Origin of the sequence: Streptomyces globosus, assembly GCF_003325375.1 — a bacterium.
Lineage (GTDB): Bacteria > Actinomycetota > Actinomycetes > Streptomycetales > Streptomycetaceae > Streptomyces > Streptomyces globosus_A.
This window is the reverse complement of sequence record NZ_CP030862.1, coordinates 1,024,552-1,040,065: the sequence shown is the minus strand read 5'-3', so window position 1 is coordinate 1,040,065 and position 15,514 is coordinate 1,024,552. Positions and strand designations below refer to the sequence as shown.

At 72.5% G+C, this 15,514-nt stretch carries 13 protein-coding genes and 2 tRNA genes; 6 read left to right on the top strand and 9 right to left on the bottom strand.

Annotation, left to right across the window (positions count from 1 at the left end; all coding sequences use genetic code 11):
* Nucleotides 1–126 precede the first annotated feature (126 nt).
* Together hisN and C0216_RS04965 are read left to right on the top strand one after the other, a co-directional pair.
* Nucleotides 127–933, top strand: a complete 807-nt coding sequence (hisN, locus tag C0216_RS04970) for a histidinol-phosphatase (RefSeq protein ID WP_114054081.1) — start codon at nucleotides 127–129, stop codon at nucleotides 931–933.
* Nucleotides 934–1,083: 150 nt separating this feature from the next.
* The gene (locus tag C0216_RS04965; protein WP_114054080.1) at nucleotides 1,084–1,482 is read left to right on the top strand and encodes a CBS domain-containing protein; all 399 of its coding nucleotides are present in this window, start codon (nucleotides 1,084–1,086) and stop codon (nucleotides 1,480–1,482) included.
* Between the two features lie 103 nt (nucleotides 1,483–1,585).
* Here the strand turns inward: C0216_RS04965 and C0216_RS04960 are convergent, their stop codons facing one another.
* Complete coding sequence (locus tag C0216_RS04960) at nucleotides 1,586–3,055, bottom strand: catalase (RefSeq protein WP_114054079.1); 1,470 nt, start codon at nucleotides 3,053–3,055, stop codon at nucleotides 1,586–1,588.
* A 134-nt stretch (nucleotides 3,056–3,189) separates the two neighbouring features.
* On the opposite strand from C0216_RS04960, the gene C0216_RS04955 reads away from it, so the two are divergent.
* Nucleotides 3,190–3,606: a Fur family transcriptional regulator gene (locus C0216_RS04955; RefSeq protein ID WP_114054078.1), complete on the top strand. Its 417-nt coding sequence runs from the start codon at nucleotides 3,190–3,192 to the stop codon at nucleotides 3,604–3,606.
* Nucleotides 3,607–3,796: 190 nt separating this feature from the next.
* Here the strand turns inward: C0216_RS04955 and C0216_RS04950 are convergent.
* The 4 genes from C0216_RS04950 to C0216_RS04935 form a co-directional block, all read right to left on the bottom strand.
* Nucleotides 3,797–3,870, bottom strand: a tRNA-Met gene (locus C0216_RS04950).
* Nucleotides 3,871–3,963: 93 nt separating this feature from the next.
* Entirely contained in the window at nucleotides 3,964–5,811 is a 1,848-nt protein-coding gene (locus tag C0216_RS04945; protein ID WP_428985395.1) for a tetratricopeptide repeat protein, read from the bottom strand.
* A 212-nt stretch (nucleotides 5,812–6,023) separates the two neighbouring features.
* A tRNA-Met gene (locus C0216_RS04940) sits at nucleotides 6,024–6,097 on the bottom strand.
* A 47-nt stretch (nucleotides 6,098–6,144) separates the two neighbouring features.
* Nucleotides 6,145–9,024 carry a UPF0182 family protein gene (locus C0216_RS04935; protein ID WP_246042776.1) on the bottom strand — a complete coding sequence of 960 codons (2,880 nt, stop codon included), beginning with the start codon at nucleotides 9,022–9,024 and terminating at the stop codon, nucleotides 6,145–6,147.
* Nucleotides 9,025–9,173: 149 nt separating this feature from the next.
* Here C0216_RS04935 and C0216_RS04930 point away from each other — a divergent pair, with 149 nt between their 5' ends.
* Nucleotides 9,174–9,734 carry a PPA1309 family protein gene (locus C0216_RS04930; RefSeq protein ID WP_114054075.1) on the top strand — a complete coding sequence of 187 codons (561 nt, stop codon included), beginning with the start codon at nucleotides 9,174–9,176 and terminating at the stop codon, nucleotides 9,732–9,734.
* Nucleotides 9,735–9,938: 204 nt separating this feature from the next.
* Here the strand turns inward: C0216_RS04930 and C0216_RS04925 are convergent, their stop codons facing one another.
* From C0216_RS04925 to C0216_RS04910, 4 genes are all read right to left on the bottom strand, one after another.
* On the bottom strand, nucleotides 9,939–11,024 hold the full coding sequence (locus C0216_RS04925) for a YlbL family protein (protein WP_114054074.1): 1,086 nt from the start codon (nucleotides 11,022–11,024) through the stop codon (nucleotides 9,939–9,941).
* A gap of 96 nt (nucleotides 11,025–11,120) precedes the next feature.
* Entirely contained in the window at nucleotides 11,121–11,318 is a 198-nt protein-coding gene (locus C0216_RS04920) for a hypothetical protein (protein ID WP_114054073.1), read from the bottom strand.
* Nucleotides 11,319–11,489: 171 nt separating this feature from the next.
* Entirely contained in the window at nucleotides 11,490–11,951 is a 462-nt protein-coding gene (locus tag C0216_RS04915) for a molybdenum cofactor biosynthesis protein MoaE (RefSeq protein WP_114054072.1), read from the bottom strand.
* A gap of 141 nt (nucleotides 11,952–12,092) precedes the next feature.
* Complete coding sequence (locus C0216_RS04910; RefSeq protein WP_114054071.1) at nucleotides 12,093–13,256, bottom strand: SDR family oxidoreductase; 1,164 nt, start codon at nucleotides 13,254–13,256, stop codon at nucleotides 12,093–12,095.
* 194 nt (nucleotides 13,257–13,450) lie between these two features.
* Between C0216_RS04910 and C0216_RS04905 the strand changes: the two genes are divergently transcribed.
* Both C0216_RS04905 and C0216_RS04900 read left to right on the top strand, forming a co-directional pair.
* Nucleotides 13,451–14,947 carry a zinc-dependent metalloprotease gene (locus C0216_RS04905; RefSeq protein ID WP_114054070.1) on the top strand — a complete coding sequence of 499 codons (1,497 nt, stop codon included), beginning with the start codon at nucleotides 13,451–13,453 and terminating at the stop codon, nucleotides 14,945–14,947.
* On the top strand, nucleotides 14,944–15,480 hold the full coding sequence (locus tag C0216_RS04900; RefSeq protein WP_114054069.1) for an NUDIX hydrolase: 537 nt from the start codon (nucleotides 14,944–14,946) through the stop codon (nucleotides 15,478–15,480). Before C0216_RS04905 ends, C0216_RS04900 begins: the two co-directional genes overlap by 4 nt.
* Nucleotides 15,481–15,514 lie beyond the last annotated feature (34 nt).

Below are 15,514 nucleotides of genomic sequence, written 5' to 3'. Positions count from 1 at the left end.
CTGTGCCCCTCCCTGCTTGACTGACCGCCAGAGTTGACGGGCCGACAGATCCTGTCAAGGGCGCCCCGGAGCCCGCACCGCGGACACCCCTCGCCGGGCCCCGGCCGTCCCGATAAAGTGCCGGACATGCCCTCTTATGACGATGACCTGCGCCTCGCCCTCGAACTCGCCGACGCCGCGGACGCCGTGACCATGCAGCGGTTCCGTGCCCTCGACCTCCAGGTGGAGACGAAGCCGGACATGACGCCGGTGACCGAGGCGGACCGGGCGGCGGAGGAGGCGGTCCGGGCCGGCATCGAGGCCGCGCGGCCCGAGGACGCGATCCTGGGCGAGGAGTACGGGCTGAAGGGCAGCGGCCCCCGCCGGTGGGTGGTCGACCCGATCGACGGGACGAAGAACTACGTGCGCGGGGTCCCGGTGTGGGCGACGCTCGTCTCGCTGATGGAGGAGGGCGCCGACGGCGGGTTCCGGCCCGTGGTCGGCGTGGTCTCGGCGCCCGCCCTGGGCCGGCGCTGGTGGGCGGCCGAGGGCTCGGGCGCGTACGCCGGCGGGGCGCTGGGCGGCGAGCCGCAGCGGATCGGGGTCTCGCGGGTGGGCTCCCTGCGGGACGCGTCGTTCGCGTACTCCTCGCTGGGCGGGTGGGAGGAGCAGGGCCGGCTGGAGGGGTTCCTGGAGCTGAGCCGGCAGTGCTGGCGCACCCGCGGGTACGGCGACTTCTGGCCGTACATGATGGTCGCGGAGGGGTCGCTGGACCTGTGCGCGGAGCCGGAGCTGAGTCTTTGGGACATGGCGGCGATCGCGGCCGTGGTGCAGGAGGCGGGCGGCCGGTTCACCAGCCTGGACGGGGTGGACGGCGTACACGGCGGCAACGCGGCGGCGTCGAACGGGCTGCTGCACGAGGAGATGCTCGGATACCTGCGCCCCCGCGCCTGACGGCGCACGCGGGCCGCATACCGGGAACCGGGTGCACGCCCTCTTGTTGGCCCCCGGCGCGCGTGGGAGTCTGAAACTCCTCCCCTTGTGCGCTTGTGAATGCCTTCTCGAAGTGCGGGCGGAGGACTTCATCCAGGAGGTGGCCTCTTCATGCTCGTCCGTGACGCCATGAGCACCGTGATCCTCACCCTCGGCCCCACCCACACCCTGCGCCAGGCGGCCTGCCTGATGTCCGGCCGCCGGGTCGGCGCAGCCGTCGTCCTCGACCCCGAGCACAGCGGCATCGGCATCCTGACCGAACGGGACGTCCTCAACTCCATAGGCGCGGGGCACGACCCCGACCGCGAGTCCGTAGGTGCGCACACCACGAACAACGTCGTGTTCTGCACCCCCGAGGCGCCCCTCGTGGAAGCCGCCGAGGCGATGGCCCACGGCGGCTTCCGGCACCTGATCGTGCTGGAGGACGGCGGGCCGGTGGGCATCGTGTCCGTCCGCGACATCATCCGCTGCTGGGTGCCGGCCCGGCGCGGCGCCGCCGTACCGGCCTAGCGGCCCGGGGACAGGCGCGGGAACGGCAGAACGGCAGAACGGCGACGGGCCGGCGAGCCCCCGAGGGGGCTGCCGGCCCGTCGCGCGCCACGGCAGCGGCTCGTCAGCCGCGCAGGGCCTGGACCGCGGCGTCCAGCCGCTTGCCGAAGTCGCCGTCCGCCTGGCGGAAGTTGCCGATCGCCCGCTCGACGATGTCGTCGCGGGAGACCTTGGCGATGAAGCCGGCGAGGTTCTCCACGAGGCGGGCCTTCTCGTCCTCGGACATGAGGCGGTAGAGGGCGCCGGCCTGGACGAAGTCGTTGTCCTCGGCGTGCACCGGGGCGGCGTGGTTGCCGGTGGCGCCGGCGACCGGGACCGGCTGCCACAGCGGGCGGTCGGTCTGGTGCGGGCCGCCGAAGCTGTTCGGCTCGTAGTTCTTCGCACCGCCGTGGCGGCCGTCGTAGAGGAGCCCGTCGCGGGAGTTGGTGCGCGCCACGGTCGCGTGCGGGCGGTTCACCGGCAGGTGGTCGGCGTTGATGCCGACCCGGTAGCGGTGGGCGTCGCCGTAGGCGAAGAGGCGGCCCTGGAGCATCTTGTCGGGGGACGGGCCGATGCCGGGCACGAAGTGGGCCGGGGAGAAGATCGCCTGCTCGACCTCGGCGAAGATGTTCTCGGGGTTGCGGTTGAGCTCCAGCCGGCCGATCTCGATCGGCGGGTAGTCCTCGTGCGGCCACACCTTGGTGAGGTCGAACGGGTTGAAGCGGTACGCCGCCGCGTCGGCCGCGGGCATGATCTGCACCTGCACGGTCCAGGTCGGGAAGTCGCCCCGCTCGATGGCCTGGCGCAGGTCGCGCTGGTGGCTGTCGGGGTCCTCGCCGGCGAGCCTGTCGGCCTCGGCCTGGGTGAGGTTCCGGATGCCCTGGTCGGTCTTGAAGTGGTACTTGACCCAGAAGACCTCGCCGGCCTCGTTGTTCCACTGGTAGGTGTGCGAGCCGTAGCCGTTCATGTGGCGGTACGAGGCGGGGATGCCGCGGTCGCCGAACAGCCAGGTGACCTGGTGGGTGGACTCGGGCGACAGGCTCCAGAAGTCCCAGACGTTGTCGGCCTCGGTGGAGCCGGTGTACGGGTCGCGCTTCTGGGTGTGGATGAAGTCCGGGAACTTGATGGCGTCCTTGATGAAGAACACCGGGGTGTTGTTGCCGACGAGGTCGTAGTTGCCCTCTTCGGTGTAGAACTTCAGCGCCCAGCCGCGCGGGTCGCGGACGGCGTCGGCGGCGCCGAGGTTGCCGGCGACGGTGGAGAAGCGCAGGAAGGTCTCGGTCTGCTTGCCGACCTCTGAGAGGAACTTCGCCCGGGTCCACTGCGTGACGTCGCGGGTGACGGTGAAGGTGCCGTACGCGCCGGCCCCGCGGGCGTGGACGACGCGCTCCGGTATGCGCTCGCGGTTGAAGTGGGCGAGCTTCTCCAGCAGCAGCTGGTCCTGGACGAGGACCGGCCCGCCGAGGCCCGCGGTCTCGCTGTTCTGGTTGTCCGCGACCGGAGCCCCGGCCTCCGTGGTGAGCGGTCCCTGCGTCACGTGCGCCTCCTGCGTCATCGCGCCATGTCCTGTCCGTGGTGCGTTCGCCTTACACACGATCCTACGATGGACTTTGTCCAAGTCAAGCGGAGATCCAAGTCCACACGGGATCAGGACTTACACCCGGTCCCCTCACTGTTAGGCTGGTGTGCATGAGTGACCTGCTGGAACGACTTCGCGCACGCGGATGGCGCATGACCGCACAGCGGCGCGTGGTGGCGGAGGTGCTCGACGGCGACCACGTGCACCTCACGGCCGACGAGGTGCACGCCCGCGCCGTGGACAAGCTGCCCGAGATCTCCCGCGCGACCGTCTACAACACCCTCGGCGAGCTCGTGACCCTCGGCGAGGTCCTGGAGGTGTCCACGGACCGCCGGGCCAAGCGGTACGACCCGAACGCCCACCGGCCCCACCAGCACCTCGTGTGCGCGCAGTGCGGGGCGATCCGGGACGTGCACCCCTCGGGCAACCCGCTGGCCGACCTGCCGGACGCGGAGCGCTTCGGCTTCACCGTGTCGGCGGTCGAGGTGACCTACCGCGGCCTCTGCCCGGACTGCGCGGGCGTGTAGCCGCGCGGCCGCGGCCGCAGGGAGAGCGAAGGGACACGAGGAGGGCCGGGGGCGGACAACCGCCGCCGACCCTCCGGCATGTGCGCATGTGCGCGGCGGGCGGGACCGCGGCGGCGGGCTTGCGGTTGCGATGCGCCCGACCACGGGAACGCCGAAGGCCCGGATCCAGAGGATCCGGGCCTTCGTCTAGTAGCGGGGACAGGATTTGAACCTGCGACCTCTGGGTTATGAGCCCAGCGAGCTACCGAGCTGCTCCACCCCGCGTCGGTAGACCCCACCGTACGCGAGGGATCGCCGCAGATGCAAATCCATTGGGTGCCGCACCGGCCGCACGGCTGCGGGCGCGCGCGGCGGGGGTCAGGCGGACAGCTCCTCGGCCAGCGCGTCGCGCAGCCGGGCGGCCCGCTCGGCGACCTCGGCCGGCCCGAGCTCCATGGCGCGCAGGCACCACTTCTGCCCCTCCGCGAGGTCGCCGTGGCGGGCGGCGAGCAGGGCCAGGCGCAGCGCGGCCCGGCCGTGGCCGGCGACGGCGGCGCGGGTCCACCACAGGGCCGCCTCCGGCTCGTCGCCCTCCCGGGCCAGCAGCAGCCCGAGGTTGAACGCGCCGTTGCGGGAGCCGGCCTCCGCCGCCTCCCGGTACCAGCGGGCCGCGACCGCCGTGTCCCCGCGGGCCGCCGCCAGCATGCCGACCCGGACCTGGGCGCGCCGGTGCCCGAGCTCGGCGGCGCGCTCGTACCACTCCTCGCTCTCGGTGCGCGCGGCGCCGACCGGCTCCCCCAGGGCCGGCGGCTCCGGAGGCGGGGCCAGCGACTCCAGCAGCGCGGCCAGCCGGAACGCGGCTTCGGCGCTGCCGCCGCCGGCCGCGCACCGCAGGTGCCGTTCGGCCGCGCGCTCCTCGCCGTCGCGGACGAGCGCGATGCCGACCTGGAGCGCGGCGTCGGTGTGGCCGGCGGCGGCCGCCCGCTCGTACCACTTCAGCGCGGTCCGGTCGTCGTCGCGGCCGGCGTAGAGGATCCCCAGGTTGAAGGCGGCGTCGACGCTGCCCGCCTCGGCGGCCTTGGAGAACCACGGCTCGGCCCCCGCGGCGTCGCCGACCTGGAGCAGCATGATCGCGAGCGCGTTGGCCGCCTCGCGGTGCCCCGCGTAGGCGGCCCGGCGGTACCACTGCTCGGCCTGCGCGGTGCGGTCCTGTGCCGCGCACAGCAAAGCAAGGTTGTACGCCCCGTTCTGGTCGCCCGCGTCCATGGCGATGCGGTACCACTTCTCCGCGGTCTCGGTCTCCCCGCGGGCGGCGTGCAGGGCGCCGAGCGCGTTGGCGGCGTTGCCGTCGCCGTCCTGGGCGGCCCGCTTCCACCAGGAGACGGCGCCCTCCTCGTCGCCCGCGTCGCGCAGCAGGAAGCCCAGGGCGCAGGCGGCGCGGGCCTCGCCCTGCTTGGCGGAGGTCAGGTACCAGCGCCCGGCCTCCTTGAGCTCGCCGCGGGCTTCCAGCAGGGCTCCCAGGTGCAGGGCGGCGCGCCGGTGCCCGCGGGCGGCGGCCTGCCGGTACCACTGCTCGGCTTCGGCGGGGTCGCCCTTGCGCAGGTGGCGGGCCAGGCGGTAGGCGGCCTCGCGGTGTCCCTGCTCGGCGGCCTGCCGCAGCCACCGCTCGACGCCCCTGTCGCCGCGGTGCTCCAGGAGCTCGGCGAGCCCGTACGCACCGAGGGCATGGCCGGATTCCGCCGCCTGGCGGAGCCAGTACTCGGCGGCGGGCTCGTCGCCGCGCTCGCGGAAGTGGCGGCCCAGGGCGTGCGCGGCGGGCGCGGAGCCTGCGACGGCCGCGACGCGCCACCAGCCGGCGGCCTCCTCGGGGCAGCCGCGCTGGAGCAGCAGGACGCCCAGGTTGTTGGCGGCGGCGCGGTCCCCCTCCGCCGTCGCGCCGCGCAGGTAGGGCTCGGCCCCGTCCAGGTCGCCGCGGCGCAGCAGCAGGGCTCCGAGCACGCTCATCGCTCCGGGGTCGCCTCGGTCGGCCGCCACGCGGTGGCGCGCCTCCAGTTCGGCGTCGCTCGCCCCGTCGGCCTCGGCGAGGACTTCTTCCGCGAAGCCCGCATCGGTCGGGGCGGTCTGCGCGTTAACGGCCCGAGCCTCCTCTTTGACTGCTGCACCCGATCCGGTTTCGGCCGACCTCACAAACCGCCCTGTCTCCAGCAGAGTTGACCTGTCCCCCATATATCCCATCGTCGCATCACCTGCTACCCGCGTACACCTGGTATGTCGCAGCCTGTGAGGTCACTACAGCGTTTTGTCGACATGCCCACAGAGAGACAAGTCAAACACGCTCCCACGTCAACTCACCCGTCTCAGCTACCTCATGCCCCCACGCGTCGATTCCGGACATGACGAAGGCCCGGATCCCATGGGATCCGGGCCTTCGTTTTCAGTAGCGGGGACAGGATTTGAACCTGCGACCTCTGGGTTATGAGCCCAGCGAGCTACCGAGCTGCTCCACCCCGCGTCGGTGACACCACAGTATCACGACACGGGACCGAGCCATTACCGCGTTCAGCCGGCCGGCTTGGGGGCCGCCGTCTTCGCCTCCGCGTCGATCGCCCGCTTCAGCGCCGCCTGCAGGTCGGCCTGGGCCTTGCCGTAGGCCGCCCAGTCTCCGGCCTTCATCGCCTTGTCCGCCTCCTCGATCGCCTTCTGGGCGTCGGAGAGGGCGGCCTTGACCGTCGGGTCCTGCGGGGCCGGAGGCTGCTGCGCCGTCCCGTCGCCCGGCTGGTTCGGCGGCACCGGCGTCGTCGGCGCCTCCGCCCCGAAGACCACGTTCAGCGCCTTGTCGAGGGTGTCCTCGAAGGCCGTCTGCGTGCCGTACGTCACCAGCACCTTGCGCAGCAGCGGGTACTTCAGGCCGGAGCTGCGCACGTACACGGGCTCCACGTAGAGCATCTTGCCCTCGATCGGGACGGCGAGGAGGTTGCCGTACTCCACCTCGGAGTCGCCGCCGCGCAGCAGCCGGATCGACTCGGCGATCTTCGGCTCCGACTGGAACTTGCTCTGCACCTGCTTCGGGCCGTCGACCGGCTTGCTCGTCGGCATCTTCAGGATGCGGATCTTGCCGTAGTCCTTGGAGCCCGGGTCGGCGTTGACCGACATGAACGCGCTCAGGTTGTCCCGCTCGTTCGGCGTGAACGTCGTCGTGAGCGAGAAGACCTGGTCCTTCTCCGCCTGGCCCGGCGTCTTCAGCGACAGGTAGTACGGCGGAACCGCCGTGCCGGCCTTGTTGGTCGGGTCGTCCGGGACGGCCCAGGCCTCACTGCCGCTGAGGAAGGTCTGCGGGTCGGTGACGTGGTAGCGGGTGAGCAGCTCGCGCTGGACCTTGAAGAGGTCCTGCGGGTAGCGCAGGTGGTCCATGAGCGGCTTGGAGATCTCGGACTTCGGCTTGACCGTGCCGGGGAAGGCCTTCATCCAGGTCTTCAGGACCGGGTCCTGGGTGTCCCACTGGTAGAGGCTGACGGCGCCGTCGTAGGCGTCGACGGTGGCCTTGACCGAGTTGCGGATGTAGTTGACCTGGTTCTCCTGCGCCACCACCGCGCGCTGGCTGTTGGTCAGCGAGTCCGCGGTGCTCTGGCCCAGCGTGGTGCGCGAGGCGTACGGGTAGCCGTTGGTCGTCGTGTACGCGTCGACGATCCACTTGATCCGGCCGTCGATCACCGCCGGGTAGGGGGCGCCGTCGATCGTCAGCCACGGGGCGACGGCCTCGATCCGCTCCTTCGGGGTGCGGTTGTAGAGGATCCGCGAGCCGTCGCCGATGGCACCGGAGTACAGGATCTGCGGCTCGCTGAAGGCGAGGGCGTACGCGGCGCGGTTGACCGGGTTGTCGAGGTTGACGCCCGACTTGCCCTCGTAGCTCGTCTCCTTCTCGCCCTTGTCGTCCGAGTAGTCGAGCTCCTTCTGCGGCCCGCCGACGATCGAGTACTGCGTCGTCCGCTCGCCGTAGTAGATCCGCTGCTCGAAGTCCGTCCCGAACTGGCCGCGGGAGGGCAGGTCGGACTGGGTGAAGTCCGGGGCGCCCTGGTCGCCGACCGTGGTGCCCTTGGCCGCGACCACGCCGTACCCGTGCGTGTACTTGAAGTGGTCGTTGATCCAGTTGTTCTTCGGGATGCCGCCGATGTTCAGCTCGCGCAGGCCGATGACCGTGTCCTGGCCGTTGTAGCGGTCGACGGCCAGCGTCGACGGGAAGGCGTAGTAGCCCTTGACCTGCTGGAGCTGCTGGAAGGCCGGGGAGACGATGTTCGGGTCGAGCAGGCGGATGCTCGCCGTGGTGGCGGCCTCCTGGCGCAGCTTGGCCTTGTCCTGCTCCTGCTCGCTCTCCGGGTAGTCGGTGACGTCGGACTTGTCGATGCCGTAGGCGTCCCGCGTGGCCTGGATGTTCTTCTGGACGTACGGGGACTCCTTGGCCTGCTCGTTCGGCTGGACCTGGAACTTCTGCACGATGGCCGGGTACAGCCCGCCGATCAGGATCGCGGAGAGCACCATCAGGCCGAAGCCGATCACGGGCAGCTGCCAGGTGCGGCGCCACAGCGTCGCGAAGAACAGCACCGCGCAGATCGCGGCGATCGCGACGAGGATCGTCTTCGCCGGCAGGTAGGCGTTGGCGTCGACGTAGCGCAGGCCGGTCCAGTTGTCCGCGGCCTTGAAGTCACTGGACTTCACGGCCAGGCCGTACCGGTCGAGCCAGTACGCGACCGCCTTCAGCGTGACGAAGAGGCCCAGCAGCACCGACAGGTGCCCCGTGGCGGCGGCCGTGGCGCGGGCGCCGGGGCTGGTCACGCGCAGGCCGCCGTACAGGTAGTGCACGACGACGGCGGCGATCACCGAGAGCACGGCCGCGGCGAAGCCGAAGCCGAGGAGGAAGCGGTACCAGGGCAGGTCGAAGGCGTAGAAGGAGACGTCCAGCCCGAACTGGGGGTCCTTCTTGCCGAAGGGCACCCCGTTCACGTACATGAGCCACGTCTTCCACTGGCCCGCCGCGGAGGCGCCGGCGATCATGCCGACGAGCGCGGAGATGCCCAGGAGCAGCCACTTCTTGTACGGCGCGACGCTCATCCGGTAGCGGTCGAGGCTCTGCTGCTCCACCGACATCGCGCTCAGCGGCGGCCGCAGCCGGTGGGCCAGCCAGATGTTGAAGCCGACCGCCCCTGCCATCAGCAGGCCGAAGACCGCGAACAGGCCGATCCTGGTCCACAGGGTGGTGGTGAACACGCTCGAGTACTTCACGGAGCGGAACCAGAGCCAGTCCGTCCAGAAGCCCGCGAACATGATGAAGGCCATGCCGAGGACGGCCAGCACGCCCAAGGTCATCAGAAGAGTGCGGGCGCGCCTGGACGGGCGGCCGACTCTCATCCGTGGCCCCGAAGGGCCTGAGCCGCGGTCCGGCATCTGGAAAGCCAAGGTGGGCACCTCGAAAGCTGGGTCTCGTTACTGGACGTTTCTTTACCTGGGCCCTTGATGGTAAAGCCCACTCCTGCAACTTACGGAGGCTTCCGTCAGTTCCCGGTATGCGCCGGAAAGGAGGCAGGATGTTGTCCATGTCCAACGTTTCCCCCTCCCCCGGCACGCCGATGGCGGCCAGCCCGCTCACCCGCGCCTGCCTCGAGATCGACGAGTACGCGGCCGGACTGGGCTGGGACCGGCCCGCCCGGCTGTTCGCCCTGGTCGACACCGCCCGGCTGCGCCGGCAGGAGCCGCGCCTCGCCCACCAGCTCGGAGTCGACGCGGACGACGCCGGCCGGACCTCGCTGACCCCCGTCGAGCAGGACGAGCTGCCCGCCGGGATGCCCCTGGACAAGTTCCTCGGCACCATCGCCTGGCCCGACGCGGTCGTCGGCTGCGCCCTGACCGTGGAGCGGCTGATGCTGCCCCCGTCCGCGGAGGCGTCCGTACCGCAGGGGCTGAGCGACAAGCAGCTCGCGAAGTGGGTCGCCGCGCACCCGGAGCGCCAGGAGGTCCGCCTGACCGTGGCCGTGCTGCGCGACGGCTCGCGCGAGTCGGCGGTCCGGCTGCGCGAGAAGGACTCCTCGACCGAGGTGCTCACGGGCGCGAGCCTGGTGCCGGGGCTGGCGGAGGCGCTCGCCGCGACGTTCTCCTAGGGCCTGTATTGAGTTGCCCCGTGGAGCAAGGAGCGGCGTTCGGTGCGTGCCCTCGGTGTGCGGGACGAATGTCCTCGTAGCGGAGCTACGAGGACATTCGGCTCGTGCGCCGAGGGTGCGTGCCGGGCGTCGCGACGCCGCGGGGCAACTCAATACAGGCCCTGGGCCTGTACCGCCCCCTCGGCGCCGCCTGCGGGGCGCCGGTCAGGAGTCGCCGCACTGCGGCACGCCGGCCGTGTCCCCCTTGGCGATCTTCTCCAGGGACTGCACGGCGTCCCCGATGGCGGAGACCTTGACGAGGGTCAGGCCGTCGGGGACGTTGGCCGCCGCCGAGGCGCAGTTGTCCGCGGGGGTCAGGAAGTAGCGGGCGCCTGCCTTGCGGGCGCCGATCGTCTTCATCTGGATGCCGCCGATGGGCCCGACCTTGCCGGCGTCGTCGATGGTGCCGGTGCCCGCGACGAAGCGGCCGCCGGTCAGGTCGCCGGGCGTCAGCTTGTCGACGATGCCGAGGGCGAACATGAGGCCCGCGCTCGGGCCGCCGACGTCGGCGAGCTTGATGTCGATCGGGAACGGGAAGGTGTGCGCGGTGCCGGCCCGGATGCCGACGATGGCGTGCCCGTCGCCCTCGGCCTTCGCCGTCGTGATCCCGACCTTCCGGGTCGCGGGCGCGCGGCCCGCCTTCCGGGCCTCCTCGGCCTCGGCGGCGGGTACGACCGCGAACTCGACGGGCTCGCCGGCCTTGTGCCTGGTGACGAGCTTGGCGACGTCCGCCGGGGCGGTGACCGGGGTGCCGTCGACCGTCTTGACCTCGTCCCCGGCGTGCAGCCGGCCCTCGGAGGGGCTGCCCTTGACGACGGAGGAGACCACGACGCGGGTGGGGACGGAGATGCCGAGCTGCTTCAGCGCGGCGACCTTCGCGCTCTCCTGCGACTGGCTGAACTCCTCGGCGTTCTCCTGGGTGGACTGCTCCTCGGTCTTCCCGTTCGGGTAGAGGTTCTCGTGCGGGACGACGATGTTGTCGCCGGAGAGCCAGCCGTGCACCGCTTCGAGCAGGTTCATGTCGTAGTCCGCGCCGGTGACCCGGACGGTCGTCATGTTGAGGTGGCCCGTCGTCGGGTACGTCGTGCGGTCGCCGATGCTGATGACGGGCGCGCCGCGCGACTCGCCCAGCGTGTTCACGGTCGGACCGGGGCTCATCTCCGAGTACGGAACCTTGACGAACACCCCGGCGCAGAGCAGCGCGAACAGCATGAGGGTGGCGGCGAGCATCGTCGCTGTGCGGCGTGGCATGCAATCGACAGTACGGGACGGTCCTGTGCGGCGGCCGCCCGGGCCGTTCGCCCCGGCCGGTGTGCGCGGGGTGCGGCGGGCGGTGCCGGCGGGGGCTCAGGCGGAGTCGGTCGCGGAGTGCGCCGCCGCCCCGGCCCGGGCGCCGTCGGGCCGGTCCATCGCCTCGCGGAAGCGGGCGTAGCCGGCGAGTTCGGATATGTCGCCTTGGGTGCGGTCGCGGGCCGCCCAGCTGCCCCATATCGCCGCGCCGATCGCGGCGAACAGCGGAATCAGCAACCACGCCAGTGACGCCATGGACGTGCCTCCCTGCCCCTGGGAATGTGCGTGTCGTTGGTGGCTTCAACGCTCCTGCCCAAGGGGGGGTTACGCAAATCGAGGGCGTGTTGCGCGGCCGAACGGGTGGGACAGTACCGCCTCGTCCGGCCGGCGCCGCGGGCGGGGTCCCCCCGGCGTGCGGGGGCCGGCTCAGCAGGCCCCGACCCACTCCTCGGTGCCGTCGGAGAAGCGCTGGTGCTTCCAGATCGGCACCTCGTGCTTGAGGTCGTCGATCAGCATCCGGCAGGCCTCGAAGGCCTCGCCGCGGTGCGGGCACGACACGGCGACGACGACCGCCAGGTCGCCGACGGACAGGTCGCCGACGCGGTGGACGGCTGCCAGCGCCCGCACCGGGTACTTGGCGGCGACGCGCTCGGCGATGCGGCGCATCTCCGCCTCGGCCGAGGGGTGGCAGGAGTAGCCGAGCGATTCGACGTCCGCGCCCCCGTCGTGGTTGCGCACCGTGCCGACGAAGAGCGTCGTGCCGCCGGTCTCGTCGTCGCCGACGGCCCGGAAGACCTCGTCGACGGAGAGGGGGGTGTCGCGGATCGCGAGCAGCCGGATCGGGTCCTGGGCGGCCTGCTCGCCGGGGTGGTCGAAGTGCGGTGCCATGGGGCCATCGTGCACCACCGCTCCCACCGCGCGGTATAGCCGTTTCGACCGGCTGTGCGGGCCCGGCGTATGGAGCCTCCTACAGGGCCGGCCGCGGCCGGCCCGCGGGGGCGGGCCGGACGGGGTGCGGCAGGACGTCCGTCAGATGCCGCGGCGGCGGCGCGCCCGGCGGACGACCGCGGCCGCGCCGAGCAGCGCCACCGTCGCGCCCGCGGCGCCCGCGGCGGTGGCGTCCTTGCGGCCGAGCCGCCGGCCCGCGACCGTGTGCCGGCCCGCGACCTCCTGGAGGAGCTCGGCCAGCACCTCCTCGTTGGTCCAGCGCGGCCGCCAGCCGGCGGCGTGCAGGCGGCTGACGCTGACCACCCAGGGGTGCATGGTGTAGGCGAGGTCGCCGGCCGGGGACGGCGTCAGGCCGATCCGGTGCAGCCGGGCCGCCGCGCCGAGCGCGACCGCCGAGGGCAGCTCCATGCGGCGGATGCCGCTCAGCTCCTCGACCTCGTCCTGCTCCAGCCAGCCCTCGCAGCCGACGGCGAGCTCGCCCTCGACCTTCTCCAGCGCCGCGTACTCCAGGGCGCTGACGAGGTCCTCGACGTGGCAGAACTGCCAGGTCGGGCGGGATCCGGCCACGACGAGGAGGCGCGGGGACTCGAAGTAGCGGGTCAGGGCGGTGTCGGTGCCGCCGACGAGGACGGCGGGGCGGACGACGGTCACGTTGAGGCCCGGGTGGGCGCGCGGCGCGCGGCGGCCCAGCCGCTCGATCTCCAGCAGGTCGCCGACGCCGGTGGCCTCGGCGGTGGCCCGCAGCTCGGAGTCCTCCGAGAGGGGGAGGTCGTTGTCGGGCAGGGCTCCGTAGACCATGGCGGAGGTACAGAGGACGACCCGGTGGACGCCGGCCGCGGCGGCCGCGGTCAGGACGGTCTGGGTCCCCCGGACGTTGTACGCGGTGCGGGCCGCGGGGTCCGTCTCCAGGTCGAGGTCGAGGGCGAGGTGGACGACGACGTCGCTGCCGCGCAGCTTCTCGGCGATGGCGGGGTCGCGGACGTCGAGGACGTGCCACTGGGCGGCGGCGCAGTCGCCGCGCCGCTCGTCGATGGCGACGACCTGCTTGACCTCGTCGGAGGCGGCGAGGCGGCGGACCAGGGCGGCGCCGACGCCGGAGGCGGCGCCGGTCACGGCGATCACCGGGCTGTTCCGGCGGGGGCCCGCGTGGTTTCGCGGCTGGCGAACGCCGTGGGCGCTGTCACCGTGCTCGGGGCGGTTCTCGGCGTCGTCGGGCTCGTGAACCTGCGGATCTGGGGAACTCACCAGGCGTCTCCAGCGGTTGTCTTCAGTAGGGACGCGCCCGTGACGCGTACCCACCAGGTGATGTCCATCCTGCCGCAGCCCAGGAGTCGGCGGAGCACCGAGCCCGGAACCGGGAGTGGTGTCTACGCTGGTTGGTGTTGTCGGACCACTTGCCCGCCGGCTCCCGCCGGCGGCCCTACGAGCCGAGGAAACCCGTGAGCGACACCCCATTCGGATTCGGCCTTCCGCCGGAGGAGCCGGAGAACGGCGACGAGGGCAAGAAGAAGGGCGGGCAGGGCGGCCCGAATCCGTTCGGGTTCGGCGGCTTCGGCCTGCCCGGCGGTCCGGGCGGCCCGGGCGCCGGGGACAATCCGTTCGCGGCCATGTTCGGCGCGATGAACCCGGCCGACCTCGGCGCGGCCTTCCAGCAGCTGGGCCAGATGCTCAGCTACGAGGGCGGCCCCGTGAACTGGGACATGGCCAAGGACGTCGCCCGCCGGACCGTCGCGCAGGGCACCCCAGACGGCGTGAAGGACACCAGCGTCGGCATCGCGGAGCGCTCCGCCGTGGAGGAGGCCGTGCGCCTCGCCGACCACTGGCTGGACGACGTGACCTCGCTGCCCTCCGGCGCCACGACGGCCGTGGCGTGGAGCCGCGCCGAGTGGGTCGAGGCGACCCTGCCTGTGTGGAAGGAGCTCGTCGACCCGGTCGCCGAGCGGGTCGGTGCGGCCATGGGCGGTGTCCTGCCGGAGGAGATGCAGGCCATGGCGGGCCCGCTGCTCGGCATGATGCGCTCCATGGGCGGGGCCATGTTCGGGCAGCAGATCGGCCAGGCCGTGGGCGTCCTCGCCGGCGAGGTCGTCGGCTCCACCGACATCGGCCTGCCGCTGGGCCCGGCGGGGAAGGCGGCCCTGCTGCCGCTGAACATCGAGGGGTTCGGCAAGGACCTCGGCGTCCCGTCGGAGGAGGTGCGGCTGTACCTCGCACTGCGTGAGGCGGCGCACGCCAGGCTCTTCGCGCACGTGCCGTGGCTGCGCTCGCACCTGTTCGGCGCGGTCGAGGGGTACGCCCGCGGGATCAAGGTCGACACCTCCAAGCTGGAGGACGTCGTCGGGCAGATCGACCCGACCAACCCGGAGCAGCTGCAGGAGGCGCTCCAGGGCGGCATGTTCCAGCCCCAGGACACCCCCGAGCAGAAGGCCGCGCTGGCCCGCCTGGAAACGGCGCTCGCGCTGGTCGAGGGCTGGGTGGACGCCGTTGTCCACGCGGCGGCCAAGCCCCGCCTCTCCTCGGCGGACGCCATGCGCGAGACCATGCGCCGCCGCCGCGCCTCGGGCGGCCCCGCGGAGCAGACCTTCGCGACGCTGATCGGGCTGGAGCTGCGGCCGCGCCGGCTGCGGGACGCCTCCCGGCTGTGGGCCTCGCTGACGGACGCCCGCGGCGTCGACGGCCGCGACGGCCTGTGGGAGCACCCGGACATGCTGCCCACGGCCACCGACCTCGACGACCCGGACGGCTTCGTGCACCGCGAGCACCTGGACTTCTCCGAGCTCGACAAGATGCTCGGCGAGGCCGCAGAGCGGCGCGGCCGGAACGGCAAGGGCGGGCAGGACGCCAAGGACGGGCAGGGCGGGCAGGGCGGGCAGAACGGCCCGGATGGCCCGGACGGCCGGGAAGGCGAGGACGGCGGCGAGGGCGAAGGAGCGAAGTGAGCCTCCACGAGGACGCGGTCCTGACCCTCAAGGGGTACGAGGGCGTCGACGGGGAGCAGCGCGCCCTGCGCGACGTCTACCTGGAGCACCTCGCCGCGCACCCGGACGGGATGTACAAGCCGTGCCGGGCGGGGCACGTCACCGGCAGCGCGCTGGTGGTCGACCCGTCGCGCGGCCGGGTGCTGCTGACCCTGCACCGCAAGCTCGGCATGTGGCTGCAGATGGGCGGCCACTGCGAGCCGGGCGACGCGACGCTGGAGGCGGCCGCGCTGCGCGAGGCCGTCGAGGAGTCCGGCATCGGCTCCGGCCTGGCGCTGCTGCCGGGCGGGCCGGTGCGGCTCGACCGGCACCCGATCCCGGCGCCGTGCAACTGGCACCTGGACGTGCAGTACGCGGCGCTCGCGCCGGCCGGTGTCGAGGCGGAGATCAGCGACGAGTCGCTCGACCTGCGCTGGTTCCCGTACGCGGAGGTCGGCGCCGTGGCCGACACCTCGGTCGTGCGGCTGGTGGAGGCGACGCTGGCACGGCTCTGACCGGCCGGATGTGAAGGCAGGCGAGGGGCGGCCC

Coding starts and splice junctions, on each gene's coding strand:
- C0216_RS04965 (WP_114054080.1), top strand. CDS start 1,084: ATGCTCGTCCGTGACGCCATGAGCACCGTGATCCTCACCCTCGGCCCC.
- C0216_RS04915 (WP_114054072.1), bottom strand. CDS start 11,951: ATGGCACCGCACTTCGACCACCCCGGCGAGCAGGCCGCCCAGGACCCG.
- C0216_RS04935 (WP_246042776.1), bottom strand. CDS start 9,024: ATGCCGGACCGCGGCTCAGGCCCTTCGGGGCCACGGATGAGAGTCGGC.
- C0216_RS04925 (WP_114054074.1), bottom strand. CDS start 11,024: ATGCCACGCCGCACAGCGACGATGCTCGCCGCCACCCTCATGCTGTTC.
- C0216_RS04930 (WP_114054075.1), top strand. CDS start 9,174: ATGTCCAACGTTTCCCCCTCCCCCGGCACGCCGATGGCGGCCAGCCCG.
- C0216_RS04945 (WP_428985395.1), bottom strand. CDS start 5,811: ATGGGGGACAGGTCAACTCTGCTGGAGACAGGGCGGTTTGTGAGGTCG.
- C0216_RS04960 (WP_114054079.1), bottom strand. CDS start 3,055: ATGACGCAGGAGGCGCACGTGACGCAGGGACCGCTCACCACGGAGGCC.
- C0216_RS04955 (WP_114054078.1), top strand. CDS start 3,190: ATGAGTGACCTGCTGGAACGACTTCGCGCACGCGGATGGCGCATGACC.
- hisN (WP_114054081.1), top strand. CDS start 127: ATGCCCTCTTATGACGATGACCTGCGCCTCGCCCTCGAACTCGCCGAC.
- C0216_RS04920 (WP_114054073.1), bottom strand. CDS start 11,318: ATGGCGTCACTGGCGTGGTTGCTGATTCCGCTGTTCGCCGCGATCGGC.